We start from the raw sequence: 22,819 nt of genomic DNA, 5'->3' as shown, positions 1-22,819 counted from the left end.
CGGCCTCAGCGACTGATCCTGAGCGTCACACGTCTCGTGCCTGGCGCGCGAAGGGGGGGATCTGAGCATCCCTTCACCTCCCGCTATGCTCAGCGGGCCTCACGCACCCGAAGCGGACGAGGCAGAAGGGTCAGTCGATGGTCGACGAGAACACAACACCTGACGAGTCAGCTCCGCGCTATGAGACAAAGTCCGTGACTACTGTTCGCGGCCTGGAGGCCCGGTCGCGAAGCAAGTGGGAGTCCGCAGGATGGGAGTTCGTCAGCCAGGACGAGGGCATGCTTCGGACGACGCTGCAGTTCCGTCGGCCAAAGAAGCTCACGCCGCGTTGGGTGTGGATCGCGGGTGGCTCAGTCGCTGCACTGGCGGTCGTCGCGATCGTGCTCGGCTCTGTCTTTGGAGACGGCGACACGAAGGCAGACGCGTCTGCACCCACCGCAACTGCCACGGCTGCTTCGATCAGCGTCCCCGACGTCAGCGGCTTGGCGGGTGACAAGGCGAAGAAGAACATCACCGACGCCGGTCTCGCGGTCAAGTGGGATGCTGGCGACGAGTCCGTGTGGGTGGCGTCGAACTGGATGGTCCTTGAGCAGAGCCCGAAGGCCGGGACGCGCGCGGCCAAAGACGCCACGGTCACCCTCAAGGTCGAACCGAAGGCCGAGGAGACAGCGACGCCGACCTCGACCGCGCCACCCGAGCAGACCGAGAGCGCAGAACCAGCAGCGCCGGCTCAGGCCGCGAACACGACGCCCTCGGGGCTCGACTTCGGATGGGCTTCAACGGCCTGCCAGCAGTACGGCGAGCAGGAGTTCCCTTACGGGTTCAAGGGGCACACGCTGATCGGCCTTCTCGCCCAGGAAGTACGGGGGGACGAGATCTACCTGAAGTTCGAAGCCGACATCACTAATGGTTTCGGCGCGGAGCGCAAGGCCAATGTCGAGTGCTCGGTGGGTGGGACGAACGGTTCGCCGAACGTGACCTACTTCATCGCCTACTGACAATCCGCACGCGACCACCAGCAAGACAGAACCCCCGCAGCCGGATGGCTGCGGGGGTCGCTCTTCGCAGACGACCGGGTCAGTGGCCGTCGACGTCGCCGGTCAGGATCGCGCCGGTCACACCAGCATCGAGTTCATCGTGGAGCACGCCCACGACGAACTCCTCGACGCCGAGGCTGAGTAGGTGCTGCAGCACCGGCTCGTAGTCGGGCAGCCACGGCTGCCACTCGTCGTGGAGGAACGCCTCGACGTGCCCGTTCTCGTGCACGATGATCGCGCCGACGTTCTCCTTGATCCCGTCCTCGTCGAGGCGCACGCCGAGCACGAGGGGCTCGGCGTCCTCGCGTACCAGCTCGACGGTCAGCTCACCGGGCAGCGACGACGCAGAACGCTGCAGCTCGAGGTTCGACATGTGCAGGTGCGGTTCGCCGTCGTCTGTCGCGAACTCGAGCGTGCCGTCGAGGAACTGGTCGATCACTTCGTGCACCCGGTCTGGAGCGCGTGCTGGTACGTCCACCAGCGCTCGTGCACTGCGCGGAGCCAGGCCTGCGTCTGGATCGAGTTGCCGACTGCAGCGCCGACGAGCTGAGGCGCGTTGCCGGGGAGACCGACGACCTCGAACTCTCCATCGTCGGTCTGGATGGTGAGCGTGCCGGTGTCCGGGTCGGCGTCGACGTGCAGGAGGCCCGCCGGTGCGCCAGCCCAGATGTTCGCCGGGATCGCCGGCGGCAACGCGAACGGCACGGCGAGGGCCGGCTCTTCAGCTGCGCGGTCGAGGATCTCGCTGACCCACATCTCGCCCGCGCGGGATCCGGGCGTCGGTGCGTCCTCGGCCGTACGCGAAGCGATCAGGTCCGTGGCGCGCTCGTGCGCCTCATGCCGATCCGCGTTGACGCCGACGAGCACGCCGGTCTCTGCCCACGGAGCGAGGTTGATGGCCTCGCATTCGTCGTTGGACAGCACGAAGTTCCACTGCGCTGGGTCAGCGAGCACGAAGGCCGCGGTCCGCCCTGCGGGCCCGTTCTGCACAGCGGTCATGATCGCGGGGACCAGGTGCGGCAGATGATCGAAGCCGGTCTCTATCTCGATGCGATCGATGATCAGGAGGTCGTCGCGCTCGAGGACTTCGGCGGCGCCGGCGAAGAGGCTGACGAACGGCCCGCCGTTCGGGTCGGTGCCCGTCACCACAGACGAGTACGAGCCCTGGGCGTCGGAGGTCTGCAGCGCCTCGACGATCTCGTCGACCTCGTCTGGCGCGCGCACGGTGAACGCCGTCACCCGGGCGACGGTGGCTGCCTCCGCTTCGCCGCGTCAGGACCGCGCGGAGGGTGCGAAGAAGAAGTCGCGAGTCCTCGTTCGGTAGTGCGGTCCCACTTGTGCCGTTGGCTTCGTACTCGTCATGCGCGAGGCGAGCTAGCGCGACCGCCACTTCGAGGTCTGTCCGTCCGGGCTGGGGCCGTCGCGCCAGGTCCTCGAGCATCGCGCCGTTAAGCGGGTTGCCCGTGAGGTGCTGTCCCCAAGAGGTCGTCACGACCTCCTCGTCAGGCAGGTAGAAGTCCCAGGTCCGCATGCGCTCACCAACGAGCTGGGCAACGCCGACAGCGTGCTCTACCGCGAGATCCTGTCCCGCGAGGGCTTCTGGGTTGGCGAGCACGAGATCAACGACCTGATCCTCGCGCCACTGTTCCTGCTCTGGCAGCAGCAGCGTGGCCTGGAGCTGACCGCTTCCCCGTTCAAACCATCGACACCTGCCACGTTCACCAGCGTCTCTGGAGTCGTCCGGATGATGCGGCAGGTCACACCATCACGCCTCATGTACGTCGTCGACCCGGACGACTACGCCGATGCGATCCTCGCGTTTGCCAACACAGATCCGAAGTTCGGATTCGCCCCCGCGGGGACCAAGGTCCGGGTTACCGGGAACGCAGTTGAGGGCTTCGACGAGGTGCAGCAGGCCCGTCAGGTTCGGATCGACGACGGCATGGTGCTCGACTCGGTCGCCCTCCACGACTCCCTCGGCTGGTAGCTCCTCCCGGCGTTGCCTTGTCGGCGGCGTCCCCTAACATCCGCGACGTGGGGATAAGAGTGGATCCGGCGGAAGCAGAACGGGTCATGCGAGATGCGGGCTGCGTCCCGCTCGGCCCGTACCCGGGCAGCGCCGTCCCGTGGCCGTGCGTTCATGAGCCGTGCGGGCGAGAGATCGCGCCTAACTACAGCAACGTTCGGAAGCGGGGCGCCGCCTGCAAGCATTGCGCGTCGCTCGCCGGCGGCGTCAAGCGGCGAGCGGGGCTGGCAGACGCTGCGGTCGACGAGATGCGCGCAGCCGGATTCGAGCCGCTGGAGCCCTACCCGGGCGCCGACAAGCCATGGCGAAGCCGCCATGCTCAGTGCGGTGACGAGCTCACTCCATCGTTGAACACGGTGCGTGCCAACGGGACGGCCTGCCGTGACTGCTCCGCACGAGCGGCTGGCCGGGCGGTGTGGACAGCGGCTCGTGCAGAGACCGAGTTCCGTGCTCGGGGCCTTGAGCCGCTGGAGCCGTGGCCAGGGTCGTCCGCGAAGGCGTGGCGCGCGCGGCACGTCGTCTGCGGCAGGGTCGTGACGCCCAGACTCGGCAACGTGGCGGCAGGTCAGGGGCCCTGCCGGGAGTGCGGCCAGGAAGCCGCGCACGTCGCCCAGCGACTGAGCGAGGATGCAGCGGTCGCGTTCTTCCGGGCGGCCGGGCTCGAGCCACTCGAGCCGTACCGCGGTGTGGACACCCCGTGGCGCAGCCGACATCTGCGATGTGGACGAGAGACGTCGCCGACGTACTCCAACGTCAAGGCCGGGAGTCGTGGATGCAGAGCGTGCTTCCGGAGCGACCTCGCGGACCAGCTCCGGATGCCTGAGGTCGATGCCCGAGCCATGATGGCCAAGAAAGGCCTGGATCCGGTCGAGCCGTACCCGGGTAGTGGACGCCCTTGGGCGTCGCGGCACGTCTGCGGCAGGGTCGTGACGCCAACGCTGGGGAACGTCGCGCAGGGGAAGGGCATTTGCCGGTACTGCTTCAGCGACTTCCCCTACGACGGCCCCGCGGTGTTGTACCTCATCGCAGACCTGCATGCTGTGAAGATCGGCTGCGCGAGCCCGAACCTACGACGCCTCAGCGATCACCGACGCTTCGGGTGGGTGACCGCGTGGACCGTCGACGTCGCGACGGGTGACGACGCCTACAACCTCGAGCAGGCGATTCTGTCCTGGTGGCGGGACGAGCTCGGGATCGAGCCGGCGTACGAGTCGGACCAGCTCCCGCAGACTGGCTACTCGGAGACGGCTCGCTGGGACGAGATGGACCCTCGGCGCGTCCTGACGAAGTTGCGCCAGCTCGGCGACAAACTCGGGATCCCGCTGCTCCACATCAAGGAGACAGAGTCCGCCACCAAGCGCCCGCTCACGGCCGCAGACGCACTAGGGGCTCGTGCACGTGCCGCGCAGAGTCGGCTGTCGGAAACGGCTCCTCGAGCCAGCAGGAGGTCCGCACGGCATTCAGGTGTTCAGGGCCAACCGCCGCGCAGCCCGCACCGAGCAGGTCGTGGCGTCGAATACCGCTGATCTCATCCGGCGTACGCGAAAGAGGACGCTGCAACGAGCAGCTGCGCGCCGATCTCGTCGGGGTCCTGCTCACGAAGCATCCGCGCTGGCGCGATGTACTGAAGATCCGGGTTCCGTCCGCGGAACCACGTCTGGGTCGTTGCACTCGAATAGCGTTCCCCGAGCGTGCCAGCGATCTGGTAGGCCGTGCGGAGCCGCTGCTCGTCTCCCTGCCCTGGAAGAACGGGTGCCGTCAGCCCAAGCCGAAACTGGACGCGTCGAACTGACACGTTGCCGATGTATGCGATGAGCTTCACGCCGAGGCGTTCGCGGAGCCGAGTGACGATGTCGGCGACGAGAGTGCAACTGACGCTTCGTACGCCAGCATGCCCGGGCGCTGTCTAGACGCTGGTGTCCGCTTGGTGGTCACGTCTCATCGTAAGCACGTGCCCATCATCTCGGCATTCAGAATTGCGCCCATAATTGCAGGCTGCGGAGCCACAAGTTCAGGTTCGAACCGCGTGTCAAACGTGGCAAGGCACGCGCCCACCCCTACGCACCCCGCCGATGCAGCGGCACGGCCCAGAAGCAGAGCCTGTCCGGGACGTTCAAGACAAGTCACCGAGCGTCACGCTGGGGTGTTGGCTAAGTCGACCACCCCTCGGATTGGGGGCGCGTTCGAATTGGTTGCGGGTCTGCCGCCATGGAACGGTGATCCCGGGGGTTCGAGGGAACACGACAGCAACGTCTGCATCGAATGACTACGTCGTTTCGGCCCCGATGAACATATTGGGGAGAACAACCACCATGCTTTCAGCGCGCCTGGGGACCATCGCCACCATCGCAGGTCTCACGACCGCTCTGCTCACCGGCTGCTCGACGTCCGGGACCGCTCCGTCGCACGCGGGCAACGGTACGAGCGACACCGTCCCGACGGTCGTCGTCACCACCCAGCCCCAGGCACGTCACGTGCAGGTGGTCCGGGTCGTCGACGCGAACACGATCCTCGTGAAGAACTTCAGCTCCAGCGACGAGCCGTACGGGAAGAGCTTCACGGTCGACGTGAACGCCTTCGCCGCCCCCTCGAAGGGCGCCTGCGGCTACGACCAGGCGACCGCGAAGTCGCTCGTCGCGCCGAAGAGCGTCTGGTTCATCGACTACGGCACGACGACCGACAGCGTCTTCATCGACGCCAAGGGCGTCCACCACGGTGACCTTGCGAACCGCGCGAACGAGGACTTTGGCGAGCAAATGCTCGCGGCCACCGAGGCCGTCGAGGAGGTCGCCGCGAAGGACGGCAAGCCTGCCGTGAAGGCCGTGCCTGCACGTCCAGGCGGCAAGGAGTTCATCAAGGACGTGACCTACGCGAAGAACACCCTCTCCGCGATCAAGGTCCCGACCAAGTGCACCGACCGCGACACCGCCACGAAGATCACGAAGCAGGCCAAGAAAGTCGCTTCCGACTCGACCGGCCTCGACCGAACGGTGACGGCGCTCACGACGGACTTCGCGACCTTCCAGAAGGACGAGAACGCCCGAATCGAGGCGCAGAAGGCCGCTGAGGCTGCCGCAGCCGCTGCGAAGAAGAAGGCCGAGGAGGAGGCTGCCGCCGCGAAGGCAGCCGCCGAGGCCGCCCGCCAGGCGGCGGCCGCGCAGGCTGCGGCCGCAGCCGCTGCGAAGACGCCCGCGCGGACGAACAGCAGCGGCTCCAGCTCCATCTACTCCGGCGGCGCCAGCTACTCCGGTGGGTCCAGCTACTCGGGCGGCTCGAGTTCGAGCAGCTCCGGTGGCGGATCGACCTACACCGTTCCGAAGCCGGCCGCACCTGCTGCCCCGGACCCGCCGGCCGGGGGCGGCGGCAGCCTCGGCTCCGGCGGTGGCGGCTGCTGGACCGGCAACGGCTCCGGTGGCTCCACGCACTGCTGACAGGCCGATGGCCACGTTGCGGCCACCACATGACCCACCCCGTCGAATGGCCCGTGCATCGCAGTCTCTGCGGTGTGCAGGGCATTCGTTTCTTGAACCCCATCCACGGAAGGACACACCACCTTGGGCTTTTTCGATGATCCGATGAACGACAGCATGGCGAAGAACATCGCTCGCCAGACCGAACTCGCCAACCAGGCGGAGAAGCGGCGCAAGCGGGAGGAGTTCGACCGCCCGTTCCGCGAAGCGCAGGCCCAGTGGGATGTGCAGGCAGCTCAGCAGGCAGCTCAGCAGCGCGCGTACAACGAGCAGATAGCCGCCGAACAGCGAGCGGCATGGATGCAGGAACAGGCTGACGCGCGCGCGGCCCGAATGCAGGCCGAGTCCGACGAGCAGAATGCCGTCAGCGCCTGGCGGTTCGGTCCGGACGGTCACGCCTTCCGCGACTGGAAGATTGGCGCCGCAGCGTTCGCCGAGCGCTTCGCTGCTCGTGAGCACGACATCGCCGCTGCGTTCCGCGACGACGTCGCGGAGCACGTCACGGAGACCGACCGCGCGCAGTTTGCCTCGAAGCAGTACTCCCCCAAGACCAGCCGCGAAAAGAAGAGCCATGTCTTCAATGCCCTCGCCCTCTCGCTGATCGCAGCGGACGCGCTGTTCGTAGTCGTCTGGTGGGTCATCTCGTGGTTCCCGCCCCACTTCAAGACGATGCTTCCGGTCATCATCGTTGCCGCGAGCCTCGGCGTCGCCTCGTTCATCCTGAGCGTGATCTTCAACGACACTGCATGGCAGCAGTCGAACACCGACGCACACGCGGCGGGCATCGAGCGTCGCACGGCACTGTTCGGCTTCGACCCCATCGGTGAGCCCGACCGGGTCCCCGTGTGGCACGAAGGCGTCCGTCCTCCGCACGACTACTACCTGGGCCTGGAGGACGGCCCATCCCGCTCGCTGCCGATGAAGAACGACCTGCCGGACATCAAGTACTGGCAGCCCGAGCCCGCCGAGCTGCACGAAGGGCACGGCATGCCGCGCGTGGCGAACCTGCTCGAGGAGTGGAAGGGCACCAGCCTGGTCGGATGACCGCAGTGCCGGCGTGTGCCGGCGTCACCTACCGAGATGCCCCCGGGGAGCCACTGCTCCTCGGGGGTTTGGTCGTGGCACGGCGCGCTCATGCGTTCGGGCCGCGAACGCGTACCGCCGATGCGGTACGCGGCACGTGTGACGAAAAGCCCAGTTCAGAGGCGAGGTCGACTCGTGCGACGGGCGGTGATCGAAGTCGGAGCACCGCGCCTGAAATCGACGGCGGTACGCCTGGATCCGCACCAGTCCGCGGAAGTAGAGCCGATGCACCGCGGGTGCCGCCATTTCCGGAGAACTCCTAAGCGTGTGTGCGCGCGCATGCGCGTGTGTGGACTCCTGAGATCAGGCGGTACATCCCGTACATCTCTCTCTTGATTTGAGGTCAAGGTAGAGAAGTACAGGCTTCCACGCTCATCGGCTGCGGACCGTAGTTGAAAATCCTGAAGACCCATCGCCGGTACGCCCCCTGAGCATCCCCGGGTTGAACAGGGGTTTCAGAGGTACCTGCGGACCGCATTTTCCAGCATCGGCGGTACATCCGCCTCCGAGCGCACGATCTGTGCGCATCGGTACACAACATCGACCCCAGGAGAGCCCATGCGAACCGTACGCACTCTCGATCAGTCGATCTGTCGTCCGAGACCGGGACGAGATGCGCGTGAGTGGAATGGGCTGTCTCCGCTGGTCGGCTCAGCAGCTTGACATCACTCTGCCCGCCAATCTCGCATGAAGCTCGGACCCGGCAGACGGGAGAGCGGGAGCGGCAGTCTCCGGCACCCAAAGTTCGACCCCGGCCGAGCAGTGTGACCCTAATCGGCTCAGTTCCGATAATAGTGATTATCGGAACGTCTTGGCGCGGGGTGAAGTGACGAGAGGCTGAGCAGATCAGGCGCGTGTGTATCTTCGCGGCCCCGTCGTCCGCCAGCTAACTTGTCCAACTGCCACCCAACGTGTCCGAAATACCGAGGTGGACAGGATGTTTGGCAGTGACGACGAAGCGGCGCCGACCGGCTCCTCATCGCCCCACAACCGCCCATCGGTGCGGTTTCACGCATTCGCGGCCGCGGCCTCTTCCGCCGGCGCGGTGCTGCTCCGTAGCGTGATCCTCGACAGCACCGGCTCACCCGGCCGGCGCTGATCTGGGGGGGCTCACACCCTTCCGATCCGAACACGGTGCGCGGACCCGAACCGCCCGCCTCGCCGGATCCCTACCCGGTCAACCAGTCAACGTCGCCTGCGAGCCGGGAAGAACAAGGCCCCGCTGCTCAGTGAGCAGCGGGGCGTTGTCGCGAGGTGCGGTGATCAGCGTTCGCACTCGGCGTCGATGTGGGCGACGCTCCGGCTCGCCACCGGCGAAGAGCTCTGGGAATCGCTGACGCCGCTCAGCGAGATCGGTCGCGGCTGGGATCAGCGCGAGCGCCCGATCGAGGACTCCCGCCAACCGCGTCGAGGTCGCCGTAGCCTGGGCATGGAACCGCGCCCACACGAACTCGTCGCGCAGGGGCGCTACCGCGTCGCTACCTTGCGATCAGTTGATTCGGTTGTCGCCCGCTGACCTTCGACGCAGCTGCTTACGGTCCGCTGTACGAGGTTCACACCCGGTTGAACGGCGGGCGGAACGCTCGCCGGAGCCGGCCCTCCATTGCGGCAGCGTCCTGCTCGGTTCGCGTCCGCAGCCAGGACACGTCGCAGCCGAGCAGCCAGCTTCGAATCGCTGTTGCTTGCTCAGCCGTCACCTTCTGCCGAGTCGGATTGCCCGTGACGTGAGGGGGGATCTGGAACAGCAGTTCACATACGTTCCGACGCAACGACGAGCTTGCAAGACTGACACCTCCACCTAGATGCTTGAAGATTCGCTTCTGCACACTCGACGCCGTACCGACGTACTGCGGTGCGCCGCGGCGGGACCAGAGGTACACCCCCGGCCCATCCGGCAGATCCGGGCGCGCGAGACTGCGAGCCGCAGTCCTCGTTGCTGCAAGGAGTCGGGTCCAGTCATCGCCTACAGGCTCAGCGGCGTTGTACGGTGCCGACAAATCCGCTCTTTCTTTGGCATCCATGATGGCGTCCATCTCGAAGTCGTCCTCGGCACCATAGATGTTCAGATCGCTCTGATCGTAGCGGTTCATCACGACGCGACGATAGCGCCATCTACGGGGCCGCGCGAGCGCATTCACCTGGAACGATCGAGGCCCCAGGTGCTTCACCGCGGCATGCCACACGACCGCCCGCTGGCGCTGCCAGCGCCGAGCCGAACACACTCACGACGTGCTGACACGCCGAGTGCGCATCATCACGTGAGCCGCGCCGGTCCCAACCGGTAGCGTTCGAGAGTTGATCGTCGCCTAACCGAAGGAACCTGATGGACTCCGTTCTGCTGGCCGCTACCTCGACTTCCTCCTCCCACCCCAGCCCCGGTGACGGAACGAGCTGGACCGACACCGGTGGTTTCATTGTTGCGCTCATCAGCCTCGTGCTGTCGATCGTCGTTGCCGTGGTTGGTTGGGTGCAGATCAAGAGCGCGAAAACTGACGCTCGTGCCGCGAATGAGCAGGCAAACGCAGCCAAGAGCCAAGCCGAGTCAGCGAAGTCGTTCGCGGAGTCCGCCCATAAGCAGACTGCAATCGCCGAGAAGGCTGCGGAGTCCGCACGCAAGCAAGCATCGGCGGCAATTGCTGCCCTTGAATGGGAGACCCTTCCTCAGTTAGAAGTCATAGCCGGACCTCGCGAAGAACTCCTCGACTACACGGTCGACCCTCCGGTGCCGGCTGAAACGTCCACGTGGCGCGTCCGCAACATCGGCAAGGCGGAGGCGATTCGTCTGACGGTGGCAATGGACTTCGATCCTTCGGGATCGATACACGGGGCGCAGACGATTCCGCAACTCTCTCCCGGCAGGAACATGCTCCTGCAGGCGTACATCGGGTTGTTCCCTTCGTTCGAGCAAGCAAGTCACGACGGGGCACCCCCCGAAGTATTCCTGACGTACACGACACCGACGGGCGAAGTTCGTCACGAGACGAAGCGGGTCATTCGCTACGACCCACACGCATAACCCCTGGATAAAGGATGGCCAGGGACGACTGGTGGCGAATAGCCAGTCGCACCTCGCCGAGGACTGCCTCCGACCCCTACTTAGATGAAGACCAGACAGACCTGGATTGGCCAGCCGGATGCCCGTCTCGACGCAGAGCCAAGAGTACGGAATCGAGGCGCAACGCTCAGCAATTGCTTCCCGCGCCCAGCACCAGGGCTGGGATGTTGAGTACCTCGAGGACGGCGGACGGTCAGGCGAAGACATCAACTGACCTGACATCATGCGATTCCTCGATCTGCTCTCACAGGTGAGGCCGACGCACTGGTCGCCTCGAAGCTGGATCGTCTCAGCCGGAGCCTGGCCGACTTCGCTCGGCTGATGGAGAGAGCCTCGAACCAGGGCTCGGGCGTCAGAGCGACCTTGGTACCGACACGGCGACTCCGACAGGTCGGGTGGTCGTCACTTCCTGGCGTCCGTCAGCCAACGGGAGCGGCAGATGATCGGCCAGCGCACCAAGGACGGACTAGCCGAGGCGCGTAAAAAGGGCGTACGTCTCGACTTACCGTTCATATGGATCCCATCGCTGACAACGGATCCTGGCCGAGCGCAGCGACGGCCGGTCCTAGCGTCCATAGCGAACGGGCTCCACGACGAACGGACGCCCACTTCGACCGGAAGCGGCAGGTACTACCCCAGCACGATCAAGGCGGCTCTATCGCGCCTAGAAGCCGCCGGCTCTCGCTGACCCTCGGCTCATAAACACATCCTGCTGCCGACGATCATCATTGCCGTCAGTCCACACGATCCTGAACGTCACGCCCAAGAGGCGACCACCCGGCTGGACCATGCCGTCGAACCCTGTCCCACGGCCTGCAGAGAGGTCTTCGAAACGGGCACTGTCGTAGAAGACAAACTCCTCGGAGTCCGCCAGGACCTCAACATTCCTAGCGACGGCGTCCTCTGCTGCGTTGAGGATGGCGAACACATTGGGGCGCTCGGCGCTGCGTACCTTCCTGATGCTCCAGCGCGGCTGCGCGATCGAAACGGCGCGCTCCGCGTCAAGCTCTCCCTGACGTCGATGCCATCCCTTCTCTTCACGAGCCCGCAGACGCTCAGTCGTCGTCAGACGAATCGTGAAGGGCCACTTGACGACGCGCCACAGCCACGAGCGGAAACGCTTGCTCAGGATCGCCGTGAGAATTAGGCCTCCGACCACGGTGACGATGATGCCCGGGACGATGTTGTCGACGATGAGGGTCGGAATGTGACTCGAGCCCGGAGCCGTATCTGGCGACGGTGTCACGCCTTTCCCTCGTCATCAAGGAGACGATCGAGACTGCTGATCTCTTCGTCACGAGTTATCCATTCCTCATACTGCTTCGAGTCGTAGCCATAGCGCTTCGCGATCATCTCTCCCTGGCGCTGCCGACCACTTTCGAGCCTCGCACGCTCGCGCAGGCGCTCAATGGCCTTGCACTCGCTTCTCGCCTTGTCTAGCCACTCCCAGACGGCCTTCTTGCCCATACCCGAGAAGTCAGCGTGGGTCACATCAACGATGAAGGTTTGCCCGTCCGCCCAGTGCTCAATCTCTTTCCTGATGCCCTCCGGGGTGTCCAGCGTCAGCAGTAGGCGAGTGGACGCCTGAATGCTCACCCAAGCGCTCCCTTCCTCGCCGTAGCCGCGGAAGAACTGCCGTATGCCCTGGTGTTCGGCGGAGGGCATGTCATACGAGATGAGAACTACGCGCTTGCTGTGAGGAACTGTCGGGATTGGCATGCTCGGATGCTAGCGACTGCCCTCCGACAAGAGAAAGACCCACTACGCGTGACGAAGCGGCCCGACAATCACCGGAGCCCTCCGGGGTTCACTCCGCCTGCGCTGGACGGAGCATGTCGCTCCCAGCGTCGGAGCCATGCGCTTCCATGAGCCAGGGGACTGCTGCAGGATCAGTCGACTCCTTGGCTTGCCCTTCAGGACCGATCGCGGTGTTCGGCGCAGCCGAGGTGGTCAAGACGGTTGCACGGTGGCACAGTCGAAGGAGTACCTGGATGACGCATTCCTTACGATGCTGAAGCTTCTTGACGTGGCCGGTGCGTTGGCCTGGCGCAGGCGCCCGCCTCGCTGACGACCTAGTCGAGTCGAGCCAAGGTGATCGCAAGCGGCGGCCTCCCCCATGGTCCTCTAGCTTGGCATCATGAAGCCATCGAAGGTTGCCCGGGAACAGCAGATCGCAGTGTTCGGCGAGTCCGGCAGCGGCAAGACCGTGTTGCTATCGTCTTTCTACGGCGCTGCACAAGAGCCAGCCTTCATCAAGAAGAGTCTGTACAAGATCACCGCGGACACGACCACGCAGGGCCTGCGGCTGCATCAGAACTACCTCGGGATGAAAAACTCCGGCGCAACCCCGGCCACGAACCGGTTTTAGGCCGCGAATTACGTGTTCTCGGTCAAGCAGCGCCCGAATTCTGTGTCGAAGGGCAAGAAGCCAGCAGCCGAGGAGCTGCGGCTGGTGTGGCACGATTACCCCGGTGAATGGTTCGAGGAGGAACCGTCGACCGAGGAAGAACTCGATCGACGTGCAGAGACCTTCAGGGGGCTGGTCGCGTCCGACGTGGCTGTGCTGCTCGTCGACGGGCAGCGACTCGTTGACAACGCCGGCGAGGAAGAGCGTTATCTCAAAGCCCTGCTGACCAACTACATCGCCCACGTGTCTCGAGTCCGCAACGAGCTCCTGCCCGATGGGCAGCGACTCGTCCGGTTCCCCAGGGTCTGGATCTTCGGACTGTCGAAGGCGGACCTCTTGCCGAGCCTGGATGTGACAGCGTTCCGGGACCTGCTCGTGGAGAAGGTTGGGCAGGAGATGACGCTCCTGCGGGAGGAGCTCGCCGCTTTCGCTGAAGAGTCGGAAGCGTTCTCCCTTGGTGAAGACTTCGTTCTGCTCTCCTCCGGGAAGTTCGAACCGAACAAGATCGACTTCGGGCAGCAGATCGGGGTGCCGCTGATGCTACCAATCGCGGCGATGCTGCCGCTTTCGCGTCAGCTGCGCTGGGCGAAGGCGCTCCACCGCGGCGGAAAGGTCGCAATCGAGCTCATGAAGAACGCCGGAACCGCGATCTCGTTCCTCAGTGCGTTCGCCGTGAAGCTTCCGGGCAAGCTCAAGCTCCTCCCTGCCCTCGCGCCGTTCATCGTCGACCCGCTCATCGAGCAGGGCACGGAGAAGCTGCAGGACGCGTATGACAAGGCAGCAGACCGCCTCGACTTCCTCACCGCCGTGCTGCTTGGCTTCCGCCTCGATCTCAACCGTGCTGTAGAGAACGACGTCCTCATCGAGAGTCCGAAGTGAATCTCATCTGGGCCACCCGAGGGAGAACTTGGGGATTCCGATTCCTTCGCACTGGCGGGCTGACGAATCCGCTCGAGGTGTACGAGGCGGCGTTCGTCGGTTCGGATGGAGCGCCCTTCGTGTTCACCCAGCGGGCCGAGACCCTCGCGGTGCGATTCCCCGATCCGGAACAGCGGAAAGACCGCGCCGGCCGGGTCATCCCCCACGAGTTCGTCGTGCTCGCCCCCGACCACCTTCGCCTCTCCGACTGCGAGAGCGCGCGTGCTGAACTCTGGCACGCGGTCGAGAAGGAATACGCCTCGATTTAGGACCAGGAGTCTCGTCCGGGTATCCCTTAGTGGCGGGCTGAGGCGGAACATCCGAACCTGAGCTCCACGGCCAGCGGTCCGCCATTCGCGTCGACGGCGGGAACGATTCGATGGGCCGGAGCGGTGCCAACATGAGGGCGGTCCGCGGTCGTAGAGTCCGAGGATGGGAAGCCCAGAAAACCGACAGCGCCTCGCCAAGCGCTGGACCGTTGCTCAGTCATGGTGGATCGCCAGCGAACTCTGCCGACGGGACTCAACCTTGCGGATCGACCAAGATTACGCTGACGATGCTCGGCGATTGCGGGTCAGTCGTGACCTTCCCCGTGACTCGGGCGGTATGGCGCACGTCACGCTCCATCCCGCCCGTGGCGTCGAAGGTCTCGGTCCGGCACAGTGGACTACCTGGCCGATGGTCTTTGGCGAGGACAACCCGCACGCCTGGGTCAATCGAATCGAGTCAAAGTTCGGGTGGGCAGTTGGCCCCACTCCTGCGACAACGACCCGCTCACTAACATATCGATTGATCGCCCAGATTCTCACCAGCACCGTGAACCAGCGACATGAAATTCACGCCATCTCCTGGAACAGCATGCTGGGTTCAACTCCACATGATTCGTCCTGGCTATTTAATTTCCAGGGCGTTCAGTCAGTACTAACGCCGTCGGGTCGGCCCCAAGTTCCACCCCTGTGGGTTCTGTTCCGCGGAGGTAACGAGGGGGTGATCGTTCTCTCCGAGTCGGGATTCGCGTATCGTCGCGACGGGCATAAGCAGATAGACTTGATGGCGAGGTACACAAAACGGCGTCTCCTTGACGACGTCCTGCGGGACCTGTTGCCTCCTCTGCCGAAAGAAGGGTGATCCTGAGTGGTCCGAGGCGCGCCACGGTCGGACTGAGGCTCCGCCTGACCGACTCAGTCCTACGGCCACGCGGGCTCTTCGGACCCGTCCTCCTTGGACCGCTGTCTCCATCGCTATGATGTATCCGACCCGCCGCTTCCTCGAAGCAACCATTGATGTAGCGGTAAGGCGAGGTCTCACCTGCGCCAGATTAGGACAAAGACATGGCAAGACTCAGCCTCAAGGCGGTCGAGGAGCGTGTTGCTCCCCTAGCCAACCGGGAGACGTACGACCGGGATTTCATCTTCGATCTGCTGCTTGCTTACGGGAAACCGCAGGGGAACGTCACTCGACTACGCAATGGCTCGTTGAACGTGGCCGTCGATCCCACGACCGAAGTGGCTCAGAAGAGCATCGTCTATTTTAAGGCGACCGACACCGATCCCCTGCAAGTCGTCGAGGAACTGAAGACGTCCCCCGCGGCCGTCCGTTTCAGTACGCGCTTCGTCATCGCAACCGACTACGTCGACGTCGTCGCCCACGACACTAAGACGAACGAAACGATCGGGTTCCCAATTCGGGAGATCGATAAGCACTTCACCTTCTTCTTGCCGTGGGCCGGCATGGAAAAGGCACAGTACGTTGCCGAGTCTCACGCCGACGTCAAGGCGGCCGGGCGCATGGGCAAGCTGTTTGACGAGTTGCTGCACGCCAACCCCGGGATCTTCGACGACGAGCGCGGGCGTCACTCACTCAACGTGTTCTTCACCCGCCTGCTGTTCTGCTTCTTCGCCGAGGACACGGGCATCTTCGCGGACAACCAGTTCACGAACGCGGTCGGATCACAGACACAGTCCGACGGCTCGGATCTCGCTGAGTTCCTGACCGACCTGTTCGCAGCCCTGGACACCGAGGATCCCGCAGACAAGCCAAGCCACCTCGTCGACTTCCCGTACGTTAACGGCCGACTGTTCACCATGAAGGACGATCAACTGGTGCCGCGTTTCACAAAGCAGGCCCGCGATGAACTGATCGCATCGGGAACCCTGATTTGGCGCGACATCAACCCGGACATCTTCGGCTCCATGTTCCAGGCGATCGTGACGCCGGGCAAACGTAGCGACCTGGGCCAGCACTACACGTCGGTGCCGAACATTCTGAAGACCATCGAGCCGCTGTTCCTCGACCACCTGAAGGATGAGATCAACGATGCGCAGGACAGCGAGCGACGGCTCGTCCGCCTGCTAGACCGCATCGCGGAGATAAGAGTGTTCGATCCCGCTTGTGGGTCGGGCAACTTCCTCGTTATCGCCTACAAGGAGCTCCGCAAGCTCGAGCACGCGATCCTCGAACGGCTCGCTCAGCTGAGCGCGTCGCATCAGGTCCTCTGGGCCGACTCAAAGATCAACATTGAGAACTTCCACGGGATCGAGATCGACGATTTCGCGGTCGAGGTTGCGATACTTTCGCTCTGGATCGCAAAGCATCAGATGAATCGGGAATTTCGCGAGAAATTCCGAGTCGAGATCCCCCTCATTCCACTGAAGGAAACAGGACAGGTAAAGGCGGGCAACGCGACGCGGGTAGACTGGAATGACGTCTGCCGGAACGACGGAGAGGCGGAGATCTACGTGATTGGCAACCCGCCGTATGCGGGCGCGCGTAAACAAACGAGAGAGCAAAAGTCCGACTTCACCGCGGTTTTCGGCCAGCGACCGTTCTCTCGGAACTTGGACTATATCGCCCTTTGGTTCGTTAAGGGGGCAGATTATATTCGTGATACCGGCGCGAAGATGTCGCTAGTTGCCACGAACTCCGTGGCACAGGGTGAACATGTCGGCCTGTTGTTCCCCATGCTCTTTGCGCAAGGTCTTGAGATCGGGTATGCCTACACTTCCTTCAAGTGGGAGAACAACGCTCGTCGGAATGCCGGGGTGACGGTGGTCGTGATCTCCCTGCGTAATCGGTCCGCTGATACAAGGTATATCTACGCTGATGACCTGCAAATGCGCGCGGGTAACATCAATGGCTATCTTACGGACGCCCCCGCCGTCGACATATTGCGTCGCTCATCGCCCCTAGCGGCAGGCATGCCGATCATGATGTTCGGCAACATGCCTCTGGACGGAGGCGCGCTGACGATGAATGCTTCCGAACGACAGCAACTGGTCGACGAAGCGCCAGAGGCCACATCGTTTCTCCGCCGGCTATATGGGAGCAGTGAGTACATCTCCAACACCGAACGATGGTGTTTGTGGATCACTCCGAAGGATGTCGACCTTGCTCGCTCCATCCCTGCTGTCAATGCGCGCATCCTGCGTTCGGCGCAGTTTCGTCATGATAGCAGGGATGCGGGAACGCAGAAGAAGGCTGCAACTGCATGGAGCTTTCGAGAGCAGCGAACGTCCCGCAACTCGTCAATCATAGTGCCTAGCATTTCTTCGGAGAGGAGGGATTATATTCCGATGGGAATTATCAGCTCTCAGGAAATCATTTCGAATAAGGCGTTTCAGATCCTTGACGCCGATCCTTGGGTGTTCGCTCTCTTGACCTCGAAGATGCACATGGCGTGGACAAACGCAGTCTCAGGACGTATGCGCGAAGACTACCAATACTCCAACACAATTGTTTACAACAACTTTCCAGTCCCTCTACTTCCGGAGGAGTCCAGGGAGAAGCTCAATATCGCCGCGATGCGCGTGCTGGATGTCCGCGAGTATCACTGCGAGCAGACTCTGGCCGAGCTTTACGACCCGGACAAGATGCCGCAGGACCTGCGTGAGGCTCACGCGGAGATCGACTCGCTCGTCGACTCGATCTACTCGAAGAAGCTGTATGAGACGGACGAGCAACGTCTGTCCGATCTGTTCGCGCTGTACGAGCGCATGACTGCTGAGGAGGCCGCGAAGGCCCCGGCGAAGAGGTCCCGGAGGACTGCGAAGTGAAAGCGATCAACAAGCCTGTGAACGTCGTTGACGTCACGTACGCGCAGACGAAGGCGTCGGTGAACACCGACTCGCTGGGCATGCGCGAGATGCAGCAGCGCGTCTTCCAGCACCGCGATGCCCAGCACTTGCTCGTCAAGGCCCCGCCGGCGTCGGGCAAGTCGCGCGCCTTGATGTTCGTGGCACTCGACAAGCTCTACAACCAGGGCCGCAGGAAGGTCATCGTCGCGGTACCGGAGCGGTCCATCGGCGCATCATTCGCTTCGACGGCCCTGACGAAGCACGGCTTCTGGGCGGACTGGGAAATCAAGGACGAGCACAACCTGTGCGACGCGGGCTCGTCGGCGGGGAAGGTCGACGCATTCATCGACTTTCTCGAGGGCCCGGACGCGGTGCTCGTGTGCACGCACGCGACGCTGCGCTTCGCCTTCGAGAAGCTGGCCCCGGGGTCGTTCAACGGTACGGTACTGGCCATCGACGAGTTCCACCACGTGTCGGCAGACACGGAAACGTCGCGGCTGGGTGCGCTACTGCGCGACGTGATGAACGCCTCGGACGCGCACATCGTTGCGATGACGGGTTCGTACTTCCGCGGCGACTCGGTGCCGGTGCTCTCCGCCGAAGACGAGGCGAAGTTCACGCCGGTGACCTTCAACTACTACGATCAGCTCAACGGCTACGAGTTCTTGCACTCGCTGGGCATCGGGCACCACTTCTACCAGGGCCGATACACGGACGCGATCGATCAAGTACTCGAACTCGACAAGAAGACCATCGTGCACATCCCGAGCGTGAACTCGGGCGAGTCCACGAAGGACAAGATCGATGAAGTCGGCCGAATTTTCGACGCGATCGGACACGTCGAGTCGACGGATCCAGATACAGGGATCATCAGCGTGCGCCGCGCGGACACCGGGGAGCTCCTAAGAGTCGCGGACCTCGTCGACGACACCGACCTACGGAAGCGCGGCGACACACTGCACTACCTGTCCCACACCGCGTCGAAGGAGCGTGACGGCGTCGACATCATCCTCGCGCTGGGCATGGCGAAGGAAGGCTTCGACTGGCCCTTCGCCGAGCACGCACTGACGGTCGGCTACCGGGCGTCACTCACAGAGGTGATCCAGATCATCGGGCGCGTGACTCGTGACAGCCCCGGCAAGTCGCACGCTCAGTTCACGAACCTGATCGCCGAGCCGGACGCCTCGCAGGGCGAGGTGAAGGTGTCTGTGAACAACATGCTGAAGGCGATTACGGCCTCGCTGCTCATGGAGCAGGTACTCGCTCCGAACTTCAACTTCAAGACGAAGAAGTTCGACGACGACGAGCCTGCGAAGAAGGGCGAGCTGAAGATCAAGGGATTCAAGGAGCCCTCGAGCGACCGCGTGAAGCAGATCGTCACGACTGACCTGAACGACCTGAAGGCGACGATATTGCAGGACGACACGTTCGCCAGGGCCGCCGCGGGCTCCGTCGACGCCGAGACGACGAACAAGGTGCTGATCCCGAAGATCATCCGGGAGAAGTACCCGGACCTGACCGAGGAGCAGGTCGAGGAGGTGCGCCAGCAGGTCATCGTGGACTCGGTGGTCAAGAACGGCGAGGTCCGCGAGGTCGGCGACAAGCGCTTCATCAAGATGGCCGAGAAGTTCGTGAACATCGATGAGCTGAACATTAACCTCATCGACTCGGTGAACCCGTTCCAGCGGGCGTTCGAGGTGCTGTCGAAGTCGGTCACGCCCTCGGTGCTGCGCCTGATCCAGGACACGATCACGTCGACGAAGATCGAGTTCTCCGAGGAGGAAGCACTGGCGCTGTACCCGAAGATCAAGACCTGGGTGCAGGTCAACGGCAAGCGCCCTGATCTGCGCTCGGACGACCCGACGGAGAAGCGCATGGCGGCAGCGCTGCTGTTCCTGCAGAAGCTGAAGCAGCAGCGCGAGGCGGAGAAGGCCGCGACGGAAACGGTGGTCGAATGAACGAGAACGAGACCGTCGAGCCCGAAGCGCCGCTGAGCCTCGACGACATCCTCGACGACGAGCTGCTGACCGCTCCCGAGAAGCCGAAGAAGCTCACCTCGTCAGACCGCCTCGAGCGGGCGTTCCTGGAGATCGTCGAGTTCCGGCGGACCGAGGGACGGCTTCCCAGCTCGCAGACGCGCGACATCGCCGAGCGCAAGCTCGGCGCGCGCCTGGACGGGTTCCTGGCCAACGAGGCGAAGGCAGAGGCGGTCAAGCACCTCGATGAGTTCGGGCTGTTGGAAGCACCTGAAGCGCCGGCATCCATCGACGACCTGCTGGAAAGCGACGATCTCGACGAGCTGCTGGGCGATGACTCCGGGATCCTCGACGTGTCCGGCCTGCCGGTGATCAAGCGCCCCGAGTCGGCCGAGTCCGTGGCCCAGCGCGTGAAGTCGAAGGATTTCGAGCAGTTCGAGCCTCTGTTCAAGGCGAAGCACGCCGAACTGCGGGACGGCATCTTCGTGCTCAAGCCGTTCACGGGCATGGACCTGATCCGCGAGGGCGTGTTCTTCGTACTCAACGGCGTCATGTGCTTTGTCGCCGAGGTCGGCGAGAAGGTCGATCTGGTGATCGGCGGCGAATCGCGCAAGAAGCAGCGCCTGCGGCTGGTGTTCGAAAACGGCACCGAGTCCGCCATGTACGACAAGAGTCTCCAGACTCGTATGTACGAAGCCCAGGGGCAGGTGCTTGCACGCACAGGGCATGACGCGAGCGACATTCTCGAAGCAGACATCGAGAGCGGACACATCTACGTGCTGCAGTCGATGAGCGCCGATCCGCTGATCGCGAACACCGAGAACTTGCACAAGATCGGCTTTTCGACCACTACAGTCGAGCAGCGCCTGAAGGGCGCGTCGACGTCGCCGACGTATCTGATGGCTCCGGTCAAAATCGTCGCAGATTACCGGGTGTACAACGTCAAGGCGTCGGCGTTGGAGGCTTTGCTGCACCGGGTGTTCGCCGACGCTCGCCTCGATCTCACTCAAATCGACCGGAAGGGGCGCGACTACGACCCGTCCGAGTGGTTCGTCGTGCCCCGCAACGTCATCAATCAAGCCGTCGCCATGATCATGTCAGGCGAAATCGTCGACCACGTTTACGACAAGGCGAAACGAAGATTGGTCGAGCGTGGCTGAGCAGCGCGTGGCTTGGACAGCTGATCCCGCCGGGATTTACTTCAGCGACCGCTTCAGGGTCGACCCGCGGGTGCTCGAGGAGTGGGGCGCCTTCGACATCTCCGTTGTCACAGACCTTCCTGTGTTCATCGACCCGTTCCTACTATTCAACAGCGACAGGGATGAGTACCGCGCGCTGCACGAGCAGATTGTGGACTACCTCCGATTCCTGCGGGACCATGCGCATGAACCATTGAGCCCCGGCCGCATCAGGAGCTGGTACACGTTCAGCGAGGTGCGGCAAAATTGGCTCGGTTTCACCGTCGGAGGTAACGCCGGTCACGGCCTCGGCAAGAAGTTTGCTGTCGCCCTCCATGGTGCGCTCGGCGGTCTTCTCCGTAACATCGGCAATGAGCCGATTACCGATTCCAGCCACGTTGAGAAGCTCGCGCTAGTCAGCGGTGGAGTTGGCCGGGACACTATCTCGGATTTGACGACGAACCTGATCAAGCATTTCCTGCTGCGTTATACGAGCAATTTCGCGGTAAAGCACCTTGCCGAAGGCGACCGGCGGAAGGTGCCGGTCGCGCGGGCCAAGTTCAACTACATCACCCAGACGTGGGCCTCTCAAGTCTACGACCTTCCATTCACCGACGGCGACTTCGTCATTCTGACTCCGGTGGATCTCCTCACCAAGGACGACACGTGGATCAACAGACCGGACATGGAGCGCTCGTTCGACACCGTGCTTGACGCGGTGGAGAACGCCCAACTCAGGGCCGACGTCAACAACTACCTCGGGCAGCGGCTGACCAGTACGTCGTCGGACAAGGAACAGCGTGAGGCGCGACTGCTCGCGTTGCGCTACTTCCCCGAACTGGTCGATTGCTACATCAAGCTCAAGGAAGACACCGGCGATGATGCCGTCTCCAAGAGCCGCGAGAAGGTAGACTCCACGCAAATGCTGCTGCGCGATCAGGTGCAGAGAGCTGCTCGCGACATTGCGCAGAAAACGGATCTTTACGAGAAGCGTTGGACGTCCACCCAGGAGGCACGGCAGGCGGTCGAAACGTTTAAGCGCTACATCGAGGACAAGGACGGGTGGCGCCTACTAAACAAAGGCGACAACAAGGGCCTATCGAGCGAGCAGGATGTTCAGCTGTTCTTCGGGCTCTTGCTGCAGAAATCCAGATTCGACGTCAACCGCGAGGTCAACAATGGTCGAGGACCGGTCGATTTCAAAGTCTCAGCAGGACTCGACAGCAGCCTGATAGAATTCAAACTTGCAAAAAGCAGTTCACTCAAGCGCAATATGGCGAATCAGGTCGAGGTCTACAAGAAGGCGAATGACACCGATTCAGCCGTCTTCGTCGTCATTGCATACACGTCCGGAGAGATCGAGAGGACGAAAGAGGCGGTCCTCGACCTCGGACTAAATAAGCCGGATACGATGGAAGTTGTGATTATCGATGCTTCGCCGAAGAAGTCGGCTTCAACAGTCTGACTGCCCTCCTCAACAACTACCAACGGGAAACACCTGGGGCACGGGTGTCGACTAGCTCGCTGGATCGACGATAGTTACCGCAACCTGGAGGCCACGGATCTACTTCAGGCACGGTTGCGACGCGAAGGCAA

Annotated in this window: 21 protein-coding genes; 15 read left to right on the top strand and 6 right to left on the bottom strand. The window is 63.3% G+C overall.

What is annotated here, in order from left to right; all coding sequences use genetic code 11:
- Positions 1–137: 137 nt before the first annotated feature.
- On the top strand, positions 138–998 hold the full coding sequence (locus tag EDF53_RS04890; RefSeq protein WP_123292520.1) for a PASTA domain-containing protein: 861 nt from the start codon (positions 138–140) through the stop codon (positions 996–998).
- 79 nt (positions 999–1,077) lie between these two features.
- On the opposite strand, the gene EDF53_RS04885 is transcribed toward EDF53_RS04890, so the two are convergent.
- Positions 1,078–1,476 (bottom strand): hypothetical protein, encoded by a 399-nt coding sequence (locus tag EDF53_RS04885; protein ID WP_123292519.1) that lies wholly within the window; start codon positions 1,474–1,476, stop codon positions 1,078–1,080.
- Positions 1,473–2,276, bottom strand: a complete 804-nt coding sequence (locus tag EDF53_RS04880; RefSeq protein WP_123292518.1) for a hypothetical protein — start codon at positions 2,274–2,276, stop codon at positions 1,473–1,475. Before EDF53_RS04880 ends, EDF53_RS04885 begins: the two co-directional genes overlap by 4 nt.
- 325 nt (positions 2,277–2,601) lie before the next feature.
- Here EDF53_RS04880 and EDF53_RS04875 point away from each other — a divergent pair, with 325 nt between their 5' ends.
- Positions 2,602–3,024 carry a hypothetical protein gene (locus EDF53_RS04875; RefSeq protein WP_123292517.1) on the top strand — a complete coding sequence of 141 codons (423 nt, stop codon included), beginning with the start codon at positions 2,602–2,604 and terminating at the stop codon, positions 3,022–3,024.
- Positions 3,025–3,878: 854 nt separating this feature from the next.
- The gene (locus tag EDF53_RS04870; protein WP_148058275.1) at positions 3,879–4,589 is read left to right on the top strand and encodes a hypothetical protein; all 711 of its coding nucleotides are present in this window, start codon (positions 3,879–3,881) and stop codon (positions 4,587–4,589) included.
- Between the two features lie 2 nt (positions 4,590–4,591).
- Here EDF53_RS04870 and EDF53_RS04865 read toward each other — a convergent pair whose 3' ends face one another.
- The gene (locus EDF53_RS04865) at positions 4,592–4,885 is read right to left on the bottom strand and encodes a hypothetical protein (RefSeq protein ID WP_123292515.1); all 294 of its coding nucleotides are present in this window, start codon (positions 4,883–4,885) and stop codon (positions 4,592–4,594) included.
- A gap of 490 nt (positions 4,886–5,375) precedes the next feature.
- Between EDF53_RS04865 and EDF53_RS04860 the strand changes: the two genes are divergently transcribed.
- Positions 5,376–6,494, top strand: coding sequence for a hypothetical protein (locus EDF53_RS04860; RefSeq protein WP_123292514.1), 1,119 nt, complete (start codon positions 5,376–5,378; stop codon positions 6,492–6,494).
- 144 nt (positions 6,495–6,638) lie between these two features.
- Positions 6,639–7,577 carry a hypothetical protein gene (locus EDF53_RS04855; protein WP_123292513.1) on the top strand — a complete coding sequence of 313 codons (939 nt, stop codon included), beginning with the start codon at positions 6,639–6,641 and terminating at the stop codon, positions 7,575–7,577.
- A gap of 1,592 nt (positions 7,578–9,169) precedes the next feature.
- Here EDF53_RS04855 and EDF53_RS18935 read toward each other — a convergent pair.
- Positions 9,170–9,706 (bottom strand): GIY-YIG nuclease family protein, encoded by a 537-nt coding sequence (locus EDF53_RS18935; protein WP_395873277.1) that lies wholly within the window; start codon positions 9,704–9,706, stop codon positions 9,170–9,172.
- Positions 9,707–9,939: 233 nt separating this feature from the next.
- Between EDF53_RS18935 and EDF53_RS04850 the strand changes: the two genes are divergently transcribed.
- Both EDF53_RS04850 and EDF53_RS19810 read left to right on the top strand, forming a co-directional pair.
- Positions 9,940–10,632, top strand: coding sequence for a hypothetical protein (locus EDF53_RS04850; RefSeq protein WP_123292512.1), 693 nt, complete (start codon positions 9,940–9,942; stop codon positions 10,630–10,632).
- A gap of 267 nt (positions 10,633–10,899) precedes the next feature.
- Entirely contained in the window at positions 10,900–11,154 is a 255-nt protein-coding gene (locus EDF53_RS19810) for a recombinase family protein (protein ID WP_123292511.1), read from the top strand.
- 181 nt (positions 11,155–11,335) lie between these two features.
- Here the strand turns inward: EDF53_RS19810 and EDF53_RS04840 are convergent, their stop codons facing one another.
- Positions 11,336–11,917, bottom strand: a complete 582-nt coding sequence (locus EDF53_RS04840; RefSeq protein WP_123292510.1) for a hypothetical protein — start codon at positions 11,915–11,917, stop codon at positions 11,336–11,338.
- On the bottom strand, positions 11,914–12,390 hold the full coding sequence (locus tag EDF53_RS04835) for a hypothetical protein (RefSeq protein ID WP_148058273.1): 477 nt from the start codon (positions 12,388–12,390) through the stop codon (positions 11,914–11,916). The genes EDF53_RS04840 and EDF53_RS04835 overlap by 4 nt, the downstream gene beginning before the upstream one ends.
- A gap of 418 nt (positions 12,391–12,808) precedes the next feature.
- On the opposite strand from EDF53_RS04835, the gene EDF53_RS19530 reads away from it, so the two are divergent.
- The 8 genes from EDF53_RS19530 (at position 12,809) to EDF53_RS04805 (ending at position 22,688) form a co-directional block, all read left to right on the top strand.
- Entirely contained in the window at positions 12,809–13,039 is a 231-nt protein-coding gene (locus EDF53_RS19530; protein WP_221181188.1) for a hypothetical protein, read from the top strand.
- A gap of 12 nt (positions 13,040–13,051) precedes the next feature.
- A complete protein-coding gene (locus EDF53_RS04830; RefSeq protein ID WP_221181187.1) occupies positions 13,052–13,957 on the top strand; it encodes an ATP/GTP-binding protein in 906 nt (301 codons plus the stop codon).
- A complete protein-coding gene (locus EDF53_RS04825) occupies positions 13,954–14,265 on the top strand; it encodes a hypothetical protein (RefSeq protein ID WP_148058272.1) in 312 nt (103 codons plus the stop codon). The genes EDF53_RS04830 and EDF53_RS04825 overlap by 4 nt, the downstream gene beginning before the upstream one ends.
- A gap of 163 nt (positions 14,266–14,428) precedes the next feature.
- Positions 14,429–15,124 carry a hypothetical protein gene (locus EDF53_RS19805; RefSeq protein ID WP_395873178.1) on the top strand — a complete coding sequence of 232 codons (696 nt, stop codon included), beginning with the start codon at positions 14,429–14,431 and terminating at the stop codon, positions 15,122–15,124.
- Between the two features lie 203 nt (positions 15,125–15,327).
- Positions 15,328–18,048, top strand: a complete 2,721-nt coding sequence (locus EDF53_RS04820; protein ID WP_123292507.1) for a DNA methyltransferase — start codon at positions 15,328–15,330, stop codon at positions 18,046–18,048.
- A gap of 17 nt (positions 18,049–18,065) precedes the next feature.
- Complete coding sequence (locus tag EDF53_RS04815; RefSeq protein WP_260215213.1) at positions 18,066–20,027, top strand: DEAD/DEAH box helicase; 1,962 nt, start codon at positions 18,066–18,068, stop codon at positions 20,025–20,027.
- Positions 20,024–21,205 carry a GIY-YIG nuclease family protein gene (locus EDF53_RS04810; RefSeq protein ID WP_123292505.1) on the top strand — a complete coding sequence of 394 codons (1,182 nt, stop codon included), beginning with the start codon at positions 20,024–20,026 and terminating at the stop codon, positions 21,203–21,205. Before EDF53_RS04815 ends, EDF53_RS04810 begins: the two co-directional genes overlap by 4 nt.
- On the top strand, positions 21,198–22,688 hold the full coding sequence (locus EDF53_RS04805; RefSeq protein WP_260215212.1) for a hypothetical protein: 1,491 nt from the start codon (positions 21,198–21,200) through the stop codon (positions 22,686–22,688). The genes EDF53_RS04810 and EDF53_RS04805 overlap by 8 nt, the downstream gene beginning before the upstream one ends.
- Positions 22,689–22,819 lie beyond the last annotated feature (131 nt).

This window comes from Curtobacterium sp. PhB78 (genome assembly GCF_003751685.1).
GTDB lineage: Bacteria > Actinomycetota > Actinomycetes > Actinomycetales > Microbacteriaceae > Curtobacterium.
Note: the sequence above shows the minus strand (reverse complement) of the source record. Positions and strands in the feature narration are given on the sequence as shown.